Annotated in this window: 1 protein-coding gene; it reads left to right on the top strand. The window is 70.6% G+C overall.

Translation table 11 applies throughout. The features are described 5' to 3' along the window. The first annotated feature begins 1,308 nt into the window (after window positions 1–1,308). Window positions 1,309–19,566, top strand: a complete 18,258-nt coding sequence (locus AFR_RS02545) for a DUF8616 domain-containing protein (RefSeq protein ID WP_023357730.1) — start codon at window positions 1,309–1,311, stop codon at window positions 19,564–19,566. The last annotated feature ends 6 nt before the right edge of the window (window positions 19,567–19,572 follow it).

The following is a 19,572-nucleotide window of genomic DNA, read 5'->3' as shown; positions in this document are numbered from 1 at the left end:
GCTGAAAGCCCAGCCACCGGATCAAGTGGCGGCCCGGTAGTCGGCCCCGGCACCAACCCCGCAGTAAACCCGGCCACCGGACCAGCTGACAGCCCGGCAACCGGCTCAGGTGCGGGCCCGGCCGCTGGGCCTCGTGCAGAACCTGCCGCGAGTCCGGCCACCGGGCCAGGGGCGGCGCCGAGCGTCGGACCCGCTGCCGCCCCGGTGGTTTCGGCCGGCTCGAACCCGGTCGGTGCACCCAGTTCTGGCCCTGGCACGGCACCCGGCGCGATCGCGCCTGCTCCGTCGACCGGCGGCGGTCTGCCTGGCTTCGACGCGCCTCCGTCTGCGGTGGAGCAGGGATCACCTCCGCCTCTGACCGGAGGGCTGCCTCCCGCCGCGGTTCAGATTCCCGTCGACGAGTCCTCCGATGCCCCGCAGAACAGTGCTCCTCCCGCCCAGGTGTCCTCCCCTGCACCGGTCCCCGGCGTCCAAACGGGCACCCAACCCGGCGGCAACACCACCACCGGCGCCCCACCTGCACAGACACCCGCCGCCGAATCCCCCGCCGCGCAGCCGCCACTCGGGCAAACCTCAGCCGCGCAGCCGCCTTTCGCACAGACTCCAGCCGCGCAGCCTCCGCTCGCACAGACTCCAGCCGCGCCGTCACCCGCGGCTCAGACGCCGACGGCACAGAACCCCACCGCGCAGCCACCCACCACGCAAAACCCAACCGCGCAGCCACCCACCGCGCAGAGCCCGACCGCGCAGCCACCCACCGCGCAGAACCCGGCCTCGCCGTCACCCGCGGCGCAAAACCCCACCCCGCAGTCACCCACCGCGCAGAACCCGGCCGTGCCGCCGCCGGTTGCATCGAACTCGGCTGTGCCGACGACCGCCGTGGACGTGCCGACTGCTCCTGCTGAGACGCCGGTCGAGCAGGCTACTGGTTCGACCACGCCTACGGCGCAAACGCCTGACGCGGCGTCACCGACTCCGGCCACGGAGACGCCCGCCGACCAGGACCGGGCGGCGGGGCAGACACCCGCTGCGCAGTCTCCCGGTCCCCTACCGAGCCCGGCGACACCAAACCCTGCTGCGCAGACGCATAGCGAGCCGGTCTCCGAAGGACAGACGCCCAGCGGGCCATCACCCATTGCCGGGCCGTCACCGATCACGGACACCAGGGCGCCGCAGTCGATCACCGCGCCGAGCACGCAAACGCCCGGTCAGCCGCCGCCCGCAGCATCGCCGCCGTCTTCACAAGGACCCAGCTCAAGCAACCAAGCACCCACCGCACCAACCGCGCCGACCGCGAACGGCCCGACCATGGTCGACGCTCCGACGGACATCGCCGACAACCCGGTCGAGGTCAGCCCGGTGGAGCATGCTTACGGCGCCCCCGACGCGGACGTCGACATGGCCGATGCCCCCGCGATGCCCGTGGAGCAGCCGACCGACGACGCCATGGACGTTGATCCGGCGCCGCAGCCCTCGCGGGGTGATCAGCTTCTTCAGCTGCAGCAGCAGGCCGTCCAACCCGGACTGAGCCAGCCCGAGGTAGCCGCGCTCAATCAGCAGATCGGCAACGCCCGCCTCGACCTGCTGAATCACGTGGCGATGTCGCCCGACAACGGCCCACCGCGTGTCCTCGCGGGCAACGTCAATGCGGGTCCGCACACCGCAGCCGACATCACCGTCCTGACCCGCGACCTCTTTCCGGGGTTGGACGGCATCAACCCGGTCAAGCTCGGCCCTCTGGACACGAACTGTCACATCACCACGCAGATCGTCGACAGCATGCTGGCCGGGAATCCGCCGCAGGTTGCGCCCAAGGCCGGCACCATTCCGGATCTGAAGTCGCTCGAGCAGCGGATGGGCGGCCGGTTTCAGGCGCGGGGAAGCCTGCGCAATCTGGTGGCCTACCTGGACACGCTGCCGCCCGGGTCGCGGGGGATCATCGCCTACGACAAGCCGTTCACCAACGTCACCGGCCATCTGATCAATGTGGTCAAGCTTGATCCGGGGCATCTGGTTTTCCTCGACGGGCAGAGCGGCGGACTGGCCACGTTGCCGCCGGCGGCCGGCAACCCGCGGTATTCGTTCATGCCGACGCACATTCCCGGCGTGCAGACGATCAGCAGCCCGTACCAGCCGCATTCGACCAACACGACACCGTTCGGTGGTGTGGCCACTGATCCCCGGACGGTCACCGCGACCACGTACGACGTCGTCGAGCTGCCGGCTCATCAGGGCGTACCGAAGGTCGTGGCTGACTCGTACCGGTCGGCGGGTCTGGATGTGCCGACCGAGGCCCGGCCGGATGTGGGCCGGATCGACGGGCTGATCGCTTTTGATCATCGGACGTTGCCGGGTGGCAAGCAGGACTTCACGGTCCGGGTGCACCTGAATCCGACGGACAGCACGGCCGCCCAGCAGCAGAAGCAGGTTGAGCAGCAGACGCGGGACGCTGTCGACAGCCTCTTCAACACCGATGACCGGCTCAATGTCACGGTCGAGTTCACCGATGATCCTGCCGCCGCGCACACCACCATCAACCTGTCGAGTACGCCCGTCGACACCACGCAGACGCAGTGGTCGACCAGCGATTCGGGGATCCAGAACGCGCACGAGATCGGGCACTACCTGGGGCTGCCGGACGAGTACGCCGACACCGGCCCGATCCGGCGGGTCCTGAACACCACCGCCCGCGATGACAACTCGCTGATGGCGACGACCGACCCGGACAGCAGTCCGGAGGTGCTCCCGCGCCACGTCGACAAGATTCTCGAGACGGCGGAGACGGCACCGGGCTCGACCACCGAGGATCACGAGGGTGCTCTCGGGACGCGGCCGGCGCCGCCGCCGCGGGTACCCGGTGGCACCAATCAGGCGTTCGACAATCTGGTGCGGAACCGCATCCCTGTGACGGCCGACTCGTACCGGTCGATCCGCGACAACCTGATGTACCGGGACACCAAGACTTCCGAAGCCCCGATGGGTTTTGTCGTCAACATGATGGTGTCCGCGGCGGACGTGCACCGGCTCCCGCAGGTGATCAACTCGATTGCGGCCGGGATGCGGCCCGACACCCCGGTGGCCTTCGTCGTGGGCGTCAACACCACCGCGACCAGCCCGAACAGTGCTTTGCAGCGCGGTGTCGACCAGGCCACGCAGCTCGCGCAGTCCATGCCGTTCCCGATCGCGATCGCCGGTCACGCGGTCGGTGCGGGCAAGAGCACCTTCCCGTACGGCAAGGCGCGCAACGCGGTCCTGAACAGTTCCGAGACCAAGGCGGCCGTGGAGGCGTTCGCCGCAAATCGCGCGTACCCGTATGTGGCGTTCCAGGATTTTGACACCGGCGCCCGGACCACGGGTTCGGGCAAGCACGTCTTCAACCAGTTGCAGGATCTGACGGCCTATTCGGACGACGAGCCGGACCGCCCGATGATGATGACCGGTGGTTACCGGGTCGGCGACGCAGCGGAGTTGATCAAAGACACCCGGCACCGGCTCGAAAGCCGCGTGGGCAACGAGAAAGGACCGGCAAAGCAGCGGATCGAGAACGCGATCGCCCGCCTGAACCATCCGGGCAACGCCGCGCAGTTCGTGTCCGACTTCTCGCGGGCGATCAGCGACGACATGCAGACCCGCGACCGGCAGAGCAAGATCCACCCCTTGCTCCCGTACGCGCCGGAGCCGAACCTCTTCGTCGACGGTCTACTGATCAGGGGTAACCGTGACGTCCAGTTCGGTGACGGTGCCGCGGAGTACGGCCAGCTCAGCACCAGCCTGAACCGTGCCTACGCGGAGGAGCTGGCCGCCGATTACGGCCACGGCACGCTGAAGCAGGTGCCGAAGGAGGTCCGCCAGGGCCAGCTGCAGGTCGACGCGCAGAACTACCGGCATCCGAAGCGTGGTCAGGCGTTCCTGGTCGACTACGCCGATTCGGCCGTACCGACCGACCTGTCGCGGCTGGCGGCCGACGTCATCATCGGCAAGGCCCTGCCGCAATCGCACACGAGCATGCTGACGGTCTCGGGCCGGTTCTTCGGTTACGACGCGGGTTACCAGGTGCCGGGCGGTCCGAGCGGCCCCAAGCAGGCCAAGGCCGGTACGGGTCTCACGGGGTACGCGACGAGCAGCGCCTCGACCGCGAGCGCGTTCACGACCCCGGTGTACCACCCGGCGACGATGTCCCCGTACTTCGGTGGCAGCGGCCAGACCGCCGTGCAGACCGCACCCTCGTGGACGACGTCGCTGACACCGCAGCAGAAGCAGCAGCTCGGCGGTCAGACGCACAACACGCTGAGCCCGGCCATCTCGATGGGCATCCCGGGCACGAGTGACACGATCGGGCTGCCGTCGAGTCAGAAGCTCTACGCCGCGCAGCAGCTGTCACTGTCGAACACGGCGAACACCATCCGCCAGGAGTTCGCCAACGCGGCGAGCGTCGTCAACCAGTCGAACCTCGGCGTCCGCGACACCTCGATCTACAGCGCGCTCGCGGCCCAGCTCAACCTGGACGCCAACCGCATCCGGGAGCGCACGCTCGCTACGGGCCAGAACGCCAATGCGAGTCTGCTGGAGCAGCTGGCGGATCAGCGGCGCGAGAACCCGTACCGGAACGGGCATTTTGTGGTCGCGGCGATCGGCGCGCCGCGCGCCGACACGCGCGCCTATGTCCCCTCGGCCGCGAGGGCCGAGTCGACGTCGCAGGAGCGTGACCAGCTGCGGTCGGCCTACGACGTGCTGACCGATGTGATCGCGCGGGATCTCGGCCTGAACATCCACGTGCACACCCCGCAGGGCACGGTCCGGCACACCGCACCGGGCGCCACGCAGACGCTGCACGTCGACCGCACGCGCGACAGCCACGACCGGATCGTCTTCCGCCCGCGGCCGTCGTCACGTCCGTCGCCGCTCGGGTCCGGCCCGGTCACCGGTGGCAAGCAGGACGCGCGGACGCCGGACCTCGTGCCGTCGCCCGCACCGAAGAGCGAGATCGACGCCCAGCGCAGCACCGTGACACCGCGGACGGCGAACACGTCGGCGTTCGACGTGGTCGAGTCGGCGCCGACCGGTCGCGGGGTGCCGGACATCGTCGCGGAGTCCTACCGGGCGGCCGGCCTGGAGGCACCGGCCACGGCCCGGCCGGACGTCACGCGGGTCGAGGGTCCGATCGCGTACGACTACCGGGCGCTACCGAACGGCGTGCGGGACTTCACCGTCAAGGTGCACCTGGACCCGCAGGACGCAACCGCCCGTGAACAGCGCGCCGACGTCGAGCAGCGGGCCAAGGACGCCGTCGACAGCATCTTCAACCAGGGCTTCCGCATCGGTGACGGCCAGCTCAACGTCAATGTCGAGTTCACCGACGACCCGGCCGAGGCCCACACGACGGTCGAGCTGCACGGTGATGTCCGGACAACGCAGACCGAGTGGTCCACCACCAGCAGTGACGTCGATCTGGCGCACGAGATCGGCCACTACCTCGGCCTGAGCGACGAGAACGTCGACAACCGCGTCTTCAACCGCACGCCGGAGTCCGCCGCGGTCTACAGCGACAACTCGCTGATGACCTCGGCCGACCCGGACAGCCGGCCCGAGGTGTTCCAGCGGCACCTGGACAAGATCGACCAGACCGCCGAGGCCGTTCTCTCGGCCGACCGCGGTGACAACGCGGCCCCGCGACCGTCGGCCGACCGTGATCGCGGTGGCCTCGGCTCACGGCCCGCACCGCCGCCGAAGGTGTCCGGCGGCCGCAACCGCGCCTTCGACGACCTGGTCGCCCGGCAGGTCCGGGTCGACGGCCGGTCGTACCCGATCGTGCGTGACGACCTGATCGGGCGCCGCGCCCCGATGGCCTTTGTGGTCAACATGATGGTCCCGGCCAGTGACGTCGCCCGGCTGCCGCAGGTCATGAACTCCATCATCGGTGGGATGCAGCCCGGCACCCGGGTCGCGTTCGTGGTCGGCGTCAACACCCCGTCGAGCTCGGTGAGCCGCGACCTCGAACGCGGTGTCGCCCAGGCCGTGCAACTGGCGAACCAGAGCCCGTGGCCGGTCGCCGTCACCGGTCACGCGGTCGGCAAGTCCAAGAGCACCGGCTCCTTCCTGTACGGCCGCGGCCGCAACGCCATCCTCGACAGCTCGGCCCTGACCTCCGCCGTGCAGGCCTACGCGGCCACGGGCGCCTACCCGTACGTGTCGTTCCAGGACTTCGACACGGGTGCCCGCACCACCGACTCCGGCACGCACGTGTTCGACCAGTTGCAGGAGCTGACCGCGTACGCGGACGACGACCCGGACCGGCCGCTGATGCTGACGGGTGGTTATCGCGTGGGGTCGGCGGCCGAGCTGATCCGTGACACCCGTGACCGGCTGGACCGGCGTATCGGCAAGGAGAAGGGTTCGGCCCGGCAGAAGTTGCGGGACGCGATCGACCGGCTCGACGATCCCGGCAACGCCGCGCAGTTCGTCCGCGACTTCACCAACGCGGTCCGCGACGACATGCAGACCCGGGACCGGCAGGCGGAGATCCACCCGCTGCTCCCGTACGCGCCGGAGCCGAACCTCTTCGTCGACGGTCTGCTCACCGTGGGCCGGCCGGGGGTTCGTTTCGGTGAGGGTTCCGCGGAGTTCGGGCAGCTCAGCACCAACCTGAACCGCGCCTACGCCGACGAGCTGGCCACCACCTACGGCGACGCGCGGGACACCCGTGTGCAGGTCGACTCGCAGAACAACCGGCACCCGAGCCGTGGTCGCGGCTTCCTGGTCGATTACGCCGACTCCGCTGTGCCGACCGACCTGTCGCGGCTCGCGGCCGACGTCATCATCGGCAAGGCCCTGCCGCAGTCGCACACCAGCATGCTGACCGTCTCGGGCCGGTTCTTCGGTTACGACGCCGGCAATCAGGTGCCGGGCGGTCCGAGCGGCCCCAAGCAGGCCAAGGCCGGTACGGGCCTCACCGGGTACGCGAGCAGCAGCGCCTCGACCGCAAACGCGTTCACCACCCCGGCGTACCACCCGGCGGCCACGTCGCACTACTTCGGCGGCACCGGCGCGAACGTGGTGACGGCCGCACCCTCGTGGGCCACCACGTTGTCGCCGGCGCAGAAGCAGCAGCTCGGCGGCCAGTCGCACAACACGCTGAACCCGGCGATCTCCCTGGGCATCCCGGGCACGAGTGACAGCGTCGGCCTGCCGTCGAGTCAGAAGCTCTACGCCGCGCAGCAGCTCTCGCTGTCGAACACCGCCAACACGATCCGGCAGGAGTTCGCCAACGCGGCCGCGATCGCCCGGCAGGGTGTCAACCTGCGCGCCGACTCGGTGTTCAACGCCCTCGCCGCCAATCTGAACCTCGACGGCTTCCAGATCCGCGACCGGGTGCTCGGCACGACGCCGTCCGCGGGCCTGCTCGAACAGCTCGCCGATCGGCGGCGGGAGAACCCGTACCGCAACGGGCACTTCGTCGTGGCGGCTCTCGGTGCGCCGCGGGCACAGACCGGCAGCTACGTGCCCGATGCGAGCACGGCCGAGAGCAGCCGCCGGGAGCGCGAGCAGCTGCGCGGCGCGTACGACGTGGTGCTGGACGCGTCGGCGCGGGCGCTCGGCCTGAACATCGACGTGCACACCCGGCAGGGGACCACGCGATATGCGGCGCCGGGCGCGACCGGCACCGTCCACGTCGAGCGCAGCCGCGACAACCAGGACCGTGTTGTCTTCGGCCCGTACCCGCCGACACGTCCCTCTCCGCTCGGCACCGGCCCGGTGGTCGGCGGCAAGCAGGACGCGCGGACACCGGAGACGGTCGAGGCACCCGCGTCCCGGGCACAGATCGACGCCCTGCGGGAGCAGACGCCGCCGCGCCGGGCGAACACGTCGGCGTTCGACGTGGTCGAGCAGCCGGCCACCGACCGTGGTGTCCCGGACTTTGTTGCCGAGTCCTACCGGGCCGCCGGGCTGGAGGTGCCGACAACGGCACGCCCCCAGGTCGGCCGGGTGGACGGGCCGATCGCCTACGACTACCGGGCGCTGCCCAACGGCGTGCGGGACTTCACCGTCAAGGTGCACCTGGACCCGCAGGACCCCACGGCCCGCGACCAGCGTGCCGAGGTCGAACAGCGGGCCAAGGACGCCGTCGACAGCGTTTTCAACCAGGGCTTCCGGATCGGTGACGGCCAGCTCAACGTCACCGTGGAGTTCACCGACGATCCCGCCGACGCCCACGCCACCATCGAGCTGCACGGCGACGCCCCGAACACCCAGACCACCTGGTCGACCACCGCCACCGACCTCGACCTGGCGCACGAGATCGGGCACTACCTGGGCCTGCGGGACGAGAACGTCGACAACCGCGTCTTCAACCGCACGCCGGAGTCCGCCGCGGTCTACAGCGACAACTCGCTGATGACCTCGGCGGATCCCGCCGACCGGCCGGAGATCTTCCAGCGGCACGTCGACCGCATCAACGAGATCGCCGACGCGTCGCTGTCCCCGGACAACCAGCAACAGATCGACGACAACCCCGAGGGGATCGGCGTTGCCCTCACCACCGACGGCGACCTCGCCCTGCCCGCCCCCGAGGCGGTACGCCAGAGTCTGCCCGCGTACCTGAAGGAAAGCCGGACCCTCGGTCTGGCCGAGCAGACGCGGGCGACCGACCGGGCCGATCTGGCCACTCCCCTTCGGGCGCTGGCACCGGGCCTGCCGGCCGAGGTGGTCGCCGACCTGCAGCAGGACATCCGGGACGACGTCGACCAGTTCCTCGGCACCGGGCGGCCCTATCCGGTGGTCATCGACGGCAAACCGGCCGAGCTGATCGTCACGGCCACGCTCGGCTGGGACGGCGTCCGCGTGACCGGCAAGTCCGACGCCGCGGGCCAGGCCTCGAGCAAGACCGAGGCCACCGGTACGCACTCCCTGCGGCACAGCCGCGACAAGCACCTCGAGCCCAAGGCCACGGTCACCGTGATGCCGCCGGCGGTGTTCGGCGCGGGTGCGAGCATCCCGACCGGCCCGGCGACCACACACTCGACGGCCAACCGCACGACCTTCACGACCACCACGTCGGTCGAGGTCGAGGACCAGGCCGAGGTCAGCGTGCCGATCACCTTCACCGCCACGCTGCGCGGAGTGGGCACGGCGACCGCCGAGGGTGAGGTGCCGCTGCGGGTGCCGACCAAGCTGGCGAAGCCGCCCGCGCTGCCGGCGCGGTCCCCTGACGATCCGCCGCTGGATGCCGCACCGCCCAAGCGTTTCGGTGTGGAGAGCGTCGTCAGCCGGCCTGCCGACAACACGTTCTTCGACCAGGCCGCGAAGCTGCTCGAGGACCAAGGACTCGGCGACATCACGCGGCTGGGCGCGCCCGGGCGGACCGTGCTGCAGCAGTTCTTCAGCGAGGCCAACATCTCGGCGAAGCTCGGCAAGATGGTCGTTCACGACCCCACCGACCGGCACCAGGGCTGGGTCACCTCCGACGCGCTGCTGCGCGCGCACGAAAAGCCGTGGCGGCGGCTCTTCCCGGGGCGCAACCGTGCGGTGCAGATGCGGCTCGTCGCCCGTCAGGTGCAGGTCGTCGAGACGGTCGACCGGGCGACACACACGGACACGTCGGCGTTCGCGAGTGAGAACACCGACCTCAGCAGCGCGGACCGGCCGTTCAACCTGTGGGGCATGGCCGGCGGCGGCACCGATGTGCCACTGGTGACGTTCCTCGTCGGGCCGAAGGTCTCCGCCACCCGCAAGGGGCCGAACACCCAGGAGATCAAGGAGGAGTCCGGCACCCGGCAGACCCTCACGGCGTCCGGCCCGGCGGTCCGCTACCGGACCGTCTACGACCTCCAGGTACGCCCGATCGGGCAACCGGCCCGCGAGCTGGACGGCACGGTCGAGACCCTGCAGTGGACGACCCAGGACCGGATCCGCGACACCGCCCTCGACCCCGACCGTGACCTCGCGAGCTGGCGGGGACGGACGGGCACCGGCCGCACCCACTTCGCGCCGCCGCCGATCGAGCACGGCAAGTCGTTCGGTGGCGCGTTCATCAACGACCTGCGCGGCGGCGACAAGATCTACGAGGCCGTCGCCGAGGCTCTGCGCAGCGTCCCGGGCAAACGTGGCTTCACGCTGCACCCCGACACCTTCGTGCAGCAGTTCGACGACCCGGCCTTCGCCGAGGGCATCAACGCCGGTGTGCAGGCGATCCTCTCCCGCGACACCGATGCCCGCACGATGCTCTCCAACCGGCAGCTGCGTTATCTGCTCGACCGCATCGTCGGTCCCGGCCTGCAGATCCCGCTGATCAAACAGGGCAAGCTGTACGACTACACCTCGGTCGTCACGGTCAGCGGCGCTCTCACCGACCTGTCCGACGGCGACCTGATCGACCGCGGCGATTTTGAGGCCGGCGACAAGCACAAGTCGAAGACGACCACCACCGCCGGTCAGGAACGCAGCCGCACGGTCGAGCTGAGCCTGGAGGCGCGCATCCTGGGCCCGGTCGGCCGGGCGTTCTCCACGCTGCTCGGCGGCCCGAAGGCCAGCCGCACGTCCACGAAGGCGCACGAGATCGGCGTCAGTCGTGGCCGCACCTCGGAGGCCACACATGCGCCCGGCCTGACCGAGGAGGGCAAACTCGGGGACCGGCCGATGCGGGAGTTCGCCGGCACCCTGCAGATCACGGCGACCACCGAATCGAGTGTCCGGCCGAACCAGAACGCCCGTCACCTCGTACCCGGAAGCCCCGGCCGTGGTCTGCCGGACGTGGTCGCGACCACCAGCAACCCTCCGACCTCGTACGAGCTGAAGGTGCACCTGCTCGTCCCTGAGCACCGGGTCTCCACGACCCCGCCGCCGGCCGTCCCGAGCCGGGAGCCGCGCGACCCGGAGTGGATCGAGCACCCGGCGCCGCTCAGCCGGATGACCGGTGGTTATCCGCACGACCTCACGGGCAGCCAGGTCGAGTCGTTCCTGGGCGCCGAGCACCTGCAGGCCGCGGCCAAGGAGGCGCTGACCGCCGCGTCGAAGGATCCGATCTACGGCTTCGCGGACGGGCGGATCTCGACCGTCATCGCCGACGCGCTCTCCCCCGAGCGGCTGGCCGGCGACCCGGAGGTCTTCACCCGACCGGTGGCGCTGAGCAACCTGCGGCACGGCCGCCGGTCCGCCGACGCGGACGCGGACGCCCGGGTGCGGCTGCGACCGACCAACCCGCGAATCCTGCCCGACTCGGAGTTCGCACGGGTCAAGGACGTGCTCTCCGGCGGCTCGGCGACGCGCAGCAAACACGGCCGCTCGTACGAGGTCAGCACCGCGATCACCGGCGTCGCGTCGGTGACCGGCACGGCCACCGACCACGGCGACACGAAGAGCACCCCCGGCGGTGTGGTCGTCGCGACGCTGACCCCCTGGCAGCGCACCTGGGGCGGTACGACCGACGACAGCCTCACCGGTGTCGGGAAGCTGAAGATCGGCAGCCGTCCCGAGCGGCGGGTGCTGGTGCAGCTGGACGTCGCCGCCGAGGTGATCGCCGAGGCTCGCCACGAGGGCAACCTCGACGTTCTGGACGTGCTGCCGGGTGAGAAGACGCAGCGGGCCGGGCAGAGCTTCACCCTGCCGGACTCGGTGCTGATGTGGATGACCGAGTCGCAGGTCCAGCAGATGCGCGAGCACGACCTGGCGCGGACGCAGCAGGACAACGACGTGAAACTCCAGCAGTGGCACGCCGGCCAGGCCACGCAGCAGCAGGCCGAGCACGACGCCGAACGCGCCCGCCAGACCGCCGAGCACCGGCGGGAACGCGCCGACCTGCGCCGCCACCAGTGGAATCAGGAGCAGCAGGACCGGGCGTTCGCCGAGCGGGTGGACCGCCGGACCGAGCCCGCCCGCCGCGAGCAGCTGGCCGCCGCGATCCAGGCCCGTGTCGCCCAGCACCACGCCGAGCGTGTCGCGCTGACCGCGCGGCAGCAGATCGAGACCGCCGACCTGCGGCAGAGTCAGCAGGACCGGCAGGACAGCCGTCTCGACCGCCAGCAGCGGGAACGCGACATCGTCGCCCGCGAACAGCAGCGGCAGCGTGACGACCTGGCCGGGCAACGACCGGCGCCCGCGGCCGAGGATCCGCGCGGTGCGGCGCTGGGTCCGGCACCCGACCGCTCGCTCGGCCTCGGGGGTGTCGACACGACCGTCGACCTCAGCGACCGCATCCCGCACCTGCGGCGACGAATCGCGGACACCGTGGGCGACGAGATCGCGGACGCGCTGCTGCCGCAGTCGGCTCTGGACACCCCGCACGACAACGTCCGGGCCCTGCAGACGTTCCTCGCCAACGCCCAGAGTCACGTCGGCGGGGCGCTGAACGGTGGGCGGACCCTGCCGCTGCGGATCGAGGGGCGGTTCCGCGGGCACACCTATCAGGCCACGCTGACGGCCGACTTCGTGCAGGCGCCGACGTTCACCGGCATCGAGCAGGTCGAGGACCTGACGGTCAGCGACAGCACGACAGTCAGCCACGCCGACACCCGCAGCAAGGGCAGCACGGTCGGCTCGGTGTCGGTGACGCTGCGGGCGCAGGGCACCGTCACCGAGGACGCGCAGTCCCCCGCACACGGCCCGGCGAGTCAGACCGTGGGTGGTGGTTACGTCGGCACCGCCAATCTGGGCGTACGGACGACGGACGAGACCAACACCGAGGCGCGGACCTATGCGCAGTCGCTGACCACGCACGGGCCCGTGGCGGCGTACCGGGGGAAGCTCGGTCTGGACATCACCGTGACGGGGAACGGCCTCGGGCCCGACGGCCTGACGCTCCGGGACGTGCGGGACGTGGGGCTGCACACGCATCCGGGGAGCTCCCGGCCGAACGGTCCGCTGGGTGTCGCGCGGCCCGCCACGCGCCTGCCCGCCGACCAGCTCACCGACGACGCCCGCGAGCAGTGGCGCACGGCCGAGGGTCACGACACGCTGCCGGAGAACGCCGCGGTCGAGCACGTCCTCGTCGATCTGACGGACCTGCACCGGGCCGGAGAGCAGGCGCTCGCCGACTCGGGTGTCCAGGTCGACGAGACCACCCGGTCCGCGATCCGCGACGGTCTGACCGGCACCAACCTCAAGGCCGGCCTGCCCGCGATGCTCGCCGGACGCTTCCCGGTGCCCGTGCCGGGCCGCCTCGGCCGCGACCTGTTCGTCGACGCGCGTCTGGTGCCGCTGCCGCGGTTCGCCGGGGCCGACGCGACCGTCGAGGTCACCAGCTCGGTCGAGCGCGCCCGCGGTCGCAAGGTGGAACGCAGCACCGGTCACACGTACGCGGTGAAGATGAACGGCCCGGTTGTCGCCGGTGGGGTCAACCATCCGGCGTCCGACAACGCGGTCGGTGAACGCGACAACTTCGGTGCGGTCAACGCGTCGACCTTCTACGAGCAGCCGCTCTACAGCACCGACCCGACCCGCCGGCAGAAGGCGGAGGCGGCGCTGCGGGACGACCACACCGGCAGCAAGCCGGTGACCGAGCCGGCCGACGACACGATGACCCGCAGCCTGTCGTACGGGATCGAGTTCCGGCTCGTGGCCCGCTCGCAGGAGACGACGCCGAAGCACAGTGCGGGCTCTCAGGTCACGGTTGCTGATGCGGCGACCGTGCGGATGCCCGACGCCGCCGCCCGCGAGCGCACCGGCACCGACCTGTCGCCGGAGCTGCGGCGGACCGCGACCGAGGTGGCCACGCGGGGTCGGGAGTGGACCACCGAGGACGCCTGGTGGGACGCGCAGCGGGCCCATCAGGCCGAGCTCGACAAGACCCGCCGGCAGGAGGACCACGACCGCGCGACGCCGGCGTACCTGCGCACCCAGCGTTTTGATCCCGCGGCCGATCCGATCGTCAGCGGCACCCACCTGCTGCGCGGTGAGAACACCACCATCAACTTCCGGGTGCGGGAGCTGCCCGGGCCGGTCCGGGCCTTCGACGTGCACCTCGACCTGGTCTCCCGCAACAACACGGTTCCGGCCGACGCCCGGCGGGAGTACGCCGAGAGGATCCGGCAGACCGTCGAGGAGAACATCAACGGCCGGTACACCTTCGCCGACGGCCACCGGCTGCAGGTCAACCTCACTTTCGACACACCGGCCTGGCGCGACGGCATGCTGGACGACTGGGACGGCGACCCGGACCGCAACCCGCCGGTCGAGATCACCACCAGCGGCGACACCCATCAGCACAGCTGGAACCTGACCGACTCACCCGACGTGGGTGTCCACGAGGTGCTGCACTTCCTCGGCGCGAAGGAGGGCTACAGCTCGGCGGACCGTCTCTTCCGGACTCCGGACCGTCCCGGGGTGATGGGCACCGAGGCGCGCACGGGTCCGGCCGACTACCTCACCGACACCGACCTCGCGACGATCGCGGACGTCGCGCGTACGGCCGGGCCGCGGCCGGTGACCGTGGCCGCACCCACCGAGGCCACGCCGGTGCAGACCCCGTCGCGGGCTCCCGGACGCCCGGAGACCCGGCAGGAGGCCGCCGAGCAGTACGAGCAACGCCTCGCCACCCACCTCTACCAGTCGGACCGTGTGCGGCAGGCGGCCACGCGGACCGTCGAGCGGCTGCGTGAGGTGCTGGCCCAGGTCACCCCGAACCCGCCCGCGCAGGGCGTACGCCGGTCGTTCGTCCAGGACCTGCTGGACAGCTCGGGGCAGGCCGGCACGCAGACCACCGGCGAGGACCTGCGCGCGTTGCTCACCGACGGCAACCTGCGTGAGGTCATGACGGCGTACTACAACGGCGCCTACTTCAACCGCACCCCACCCGCGGGTGAGCCCAGCCTCAAGGACGTGGTGCTCGACATCGTCCGGAGCAAGGACTGGGCCCGCTCGGACGCGCTCGGGCTCAACACCGCGGAGCTCAGGTCGTACGCGGAGTTCCTGGACAACCCGCTGCGGCCGGCGGTGAACGCGGCCCTGACCGCGCAGGGGAAGAACCCGGCCCCGCTGACCGACGATCCGTTCACGCCGGCCAACCTGATCGCGCGGTCGCAGCACTGGCAGGCGGACGCGTCCGAGCAGCAGCGCAGCCGCCGGGTCGCCCGCAGCGAACGCGACCAGAAGCGCGGCCCGCAGGCCGTCACCCCGCGGCAACTGCGGACGTCCGGTGCCGAGCTGGGCCGGTACGAGACCGCGTACCTGCAACGGCCCGGTCAGAAGCCGTTTGTCGTCGACACCGAGGAGGGCACGGCCGAGCACACCGAGCCGTGGCGCTCCTGGCTGCGGCCCGACGAGCAGGGTCCCGAGTTGCCGCTGCCGTGGGTCAGCGGGCACTCGTACTTCGCGTTCGACACGACGAGCGACTGGTACAAGGAGGTGCACGACGACGCCGCGATCCCGGTGACGGCCGGGCCCTCGCTGACCACGAGCCGGTTGCTGACCGCGTTCCGCTGGCTGAACGTGCCCGGCGTCTCCGAGCAGGAATTCCTCGGTGCGCTCGCCGGCTGGATGATGGCGGCCGACGACCACTCGCTCTACGAGATCCTGCGCGGCGGCGAGATCGCCGGTGTCCCCCTCCCGGGCCTGCGCCTGCACGACCTGACGTCGTCGGACGAGCTCTACGACAGCCTGGCGCGGATCGGCCTGGACACCCCGGCTGGTGATCGCCCGGCGGACGTCTCCGTCACGCGGAGCTTCCTCGACCCGGGCATCCAGAGCCCGTTCCCCGGGCCGGCGGGGCACTTCACCCTGCTGGCGCACGGCACGGCCGACGGGGTGGTCCGCGACGGCCGGCCGATGACCCCCGAGCAGCTCGCCGACTTCGTCCGGACCGACCCCGCGTGGCACGGGCAGCCGATCACGCTCGCCGCGTGCGACACCGGCATCCCCCAGGGGTACGCCCACCGCCTGTCGGAGCTGCTCCCGGGCACGACGATCCACGCCCCGGACGGTCCCGTGTGGACAACACCGTCGGGGGAAGCGTTTGTCACCGGCACTGCGGGTTACGACCCGGACGGCCGCCCGCGCCCCCAGCTGCCACCCACCGGCAGCTGGCGGACCTACTACCAACCTTCCGACACCACCGGTACGCGGACCGGCCCGTACCTCTCCGGCACCACCGCGACCAGGCCCCTGAACCCCGAGCTGTACGACGCCGACCGCATGGCACCGTGGGGACGGCCCTTCGCCGAGCGCCCGCTGCTGACCGAGCCGCAGGGCCCCCAGCGGTACGCCGAACTGGCCCGCGCGGGCACCGGCCCCCGGACGCCGTACGAGGCGCTCTACCAGCAGCGGCTCGACGGCCGGTTCGGCTCGTTCGCCAGTGTCGGTGCGGACGAGCAGGCCGACATCGCCGCCATCTACGAGAACCTGAACATCGTCAGCAGCAACGACCCGTCGGTGCCGCCGGAGGACAAGCAGGTCTACGCCGACTGGGAGACGCGCAACGGCATGACCCTGGCCGACGTGCTCGCCCGGGTCAGCCCGGCTCAGGCGGCGGCCGTCTACATGTACACGAACGGCAACTATCCGCTGGTCAACGCCGTTCTGGAGCAGCCGTCGGACCACGCCGCACCGGAGACGCCCGACGAGGTCCACCGCAAGCTCACGAAGATCACCGACAAGGATCTGCGGCAGGGTGCGCAGAACGGCCCCAACACCGCGGGCATCCTCAAGTACGACCCGCGCCTGGCCGATCTGCGCCGCATCTACCGCCGCACCCTCGAACTCCAGACCGGCGACTTCGTTCTCGACGCCGTCGCGAACCGGATGCACGAGCGCAACGCCGAGATCGCACCCGAGGTCTTCCAGGAGATGCGCATCCACGGCGACATGGCCATCGACGGCCTGCGCCGGCTGCCGGCGACCCGGGACACCGCGGTCTTCCGGGGCAACGAGGACCAGCCGGCACTGGTGGTGGGTCACGAGTTCGCGGTGAAGAGCCTGACCAGCACCAGCCGCGACAACCGCCAGGCCGTCGAGTTCCTGCCCTCGTCCGGACCACGGATGCTGCTCGACCTGCGGCTCACCGGGTACGGCGGCCGCGACATCAACATCTTCTCGGCGTTCCCGGTCGAGGCCGAGGTGCTGCTGCTGCCGGGGACGAGGTTCCGCGTCGACGAGGTGACCGACGTGGACGACCTCGACGGGCCGTACAGGCACATCGTCGCCACCGAGATCCCGCCGGCCGGTTTCGACCCGGACGCCGATCTGGTCGACCTCGACGCCGAGCCCGTCGCGTTCGAGCGCCAGATCGAGGACGAGCCCTCGGTGTCGCCCGAGCCGACCGTGGTGCGCTCACTGCTGAACCCCGAGGAGGCGGCCACCCGGGCCATGCCGGCGCACCCCGGGCACTACACGCTCTATGCGCACGGCACCGCCGACGGTGTGGTCGTCAACGACGTGACGATTCCCGCGGAGCACCTCGCCGACCTGATCCGCCAGGACCCGGCCTGGCACGGGCAGCCGATCACGCTGGTCGTCTGCGACACCGGCCGTCCGGACGGGTACGCCGCCCAACTCGCCCGTCACCTCCCCGGCACGCGCATCACGGCACCGGACCACGCCGCCTGGACCACACCGGGCGGGCACGCGTACGTGTCGGGCACGGTCGGCTACACCCCGGACGGCCGTCCGAAGCCGAAGCTCCCGCCGACCGGCGCCTGGCACACCTTCGTGGCGAGCCCGGCCGAGGTCGAGGAGGTCGGCGAGCCGGTCCAGTTCCTCACGCAGACGGCACCGAACCCGTTGACGGCCGACCTCGCCGACGCGCAGCGCTGGGCGCCGTGGGGGCGGCCCTACCAACAGCGGCCGATGCTCGACGAGCAGGGGATGAAACCGCGGGTCAGACCCCTGGAGATCGAGTACGAGGACCGGCTCGGCGAGACGTTCCGCAAGTCGCAGCGGGCCCACACCGCTGTGCAGCTGGCGGCGCAGAAGCTGCGCGCGGTCATCCTGACCTACCACCACCAGAACGCCGCGTGGGTGAAGGGCCATCCGGTGTTCCAGCAACTCGACTCGGACAACGTCGGTGTGCAGATGTCCGCCGTCTTCACCGCCACCGCGTCGATCGACGGCGGGCAGGAGAGCATCTTCAAGGCTCTGGTCCAGGACATCTTCAACGACAGGAAGTGGGCGCTGTCCGACCAGCTCGGGCTCTGGACGCCACAGCTGAAGAAGATGCGCGCGTTCGTGGACAATCCCGCGCTGCGCAACAGGGTCCGCGACGTGCTCGAGGACAACGGTGTGGTCATCACCAAGGCGAACCGCGACATCTTCGCGCCGGACGTCCTCGCCTCACAGCTGGTCGGGCTCAACCCGACCAAGGCCGACCTGGCCAACCTGGCCGCGCTGGCCCGCGACGAGCTGTCGTGGAAGGCCGCCCGGATGATGACGATGTACCGGCTGCTCAACATCACCAACGCGAAGACGGCCGACTTCCTGCAGGCGTTCTCCGGCTGGATGATGCTGCCCAAGAACAACAGCTACCTGCGGAAGCTGATGGTCGGCGCCGAGGTGGCCGACACCGCCATCCGCGGTGTGCGGATCTCCAGCATCAGCTCGGCCGAGGAGGTCTACGCGCGGCTGATCCACTCCGGCATCGTCAACGGCAACAAGTGGGGTGACCTGGGCCCGAACACCCGGCGCAAGCACACCCCGTACGAGTCGCTCTACTGGCAGCGGGTCAAGGGTGAACTGGGGTCGTTCGGCGCCATCAACTCCACCGAGCGCGCCCGCTTCAACACGCTCTACGACAACCTGCTGGCGATGGCCTGGGACCAGAAGAACCCGACCCGGCAGCTGATCAACTGGGAGCGGCGCAACGACGCCGACATCCGCCAGATGCTGTTCCGCATCAGCAAGGCGCAGATCTTCGCGGTCTGGATGTACACCAGCGGCAACTACCCGCTGATGAACGCGGCCCTGGAACGCGAGGCCAACCACGAGTCGCCGACGATGTCGCTGAGCACCGAGAAGAAGCTGCTCAAGCTGGTCGGCAAGGACATCAAGGGCGGCGCGCAGAACGGCCCCAACACCGCCGGCTTCCTCAAGTACGACCCGGTCCTCGCCGATCTGCGGGCGCGGTACCGCAGCGTGCCGTACATCGACTACTACGAGCCGTGGAAGGCGAAGAGCCTGACGGCGCAGATGGAGGAGCGGGCCCGGCTGATCGCGCCGTCCGTCTTCCGCGAGATGCGGATCCACAACGACATGGCGGTCGACGGGCTGCGGATGCTGCCGGCCGCCCGCGACATCTCGACCTACCGCGGCAACCCCGACAAGGCCGAGTACCAGGTCGGTCACGAGTTCTCGGTGAAGAGCCTGACCAGCACCAGCCGGGTCAAGGACAACGGCATCGGGTTCATGCCCGACAGCGAGCCGGCGATGCTGCTCGACCTGCGCCTCAAGGGTTACGGTGGCCGCGACATCGACATCTTCTCGGTCTTCGTCACCGAGGCCGAGGTGCTGCTGCTGCCCGGCACGCGGTTCCGGGTGGTCAAGGTGACCAAACGCTACGACCCGGACAAGGGCGGCTACCGGCACATCGTGGCGGAGGAGATCCGCCCGATCGGGTACGACCCCCAGCTGTGGGCCGGTTGGGCCGGCTGATGGACT

Source organism: Amorphoplanes friuliensis DSM 7358, assembly GCF_000494755.1.
Lineage (GTDB): Bacteria > Actinomycetota > Actinomycetes > Mycobacteriales > Micromonosporaceae > Actinoplanes > Actinoplanes friuliensis.
The sequence above is the reverse complement of the archived record's forward strand: the minus strand, read 5'-3'. Positions and strand labels throughout refer to the sequence as shown.

Excerpts from the sequence above, each read along its gene's own strand:
- AFR_RS02545 (WP_023357730.1), top strand. The coding sequence starts at position 1,309 with ATGGTCGACGCTCCGACGGACATCGCCGACAACCCGGTCGAGGTCAGC.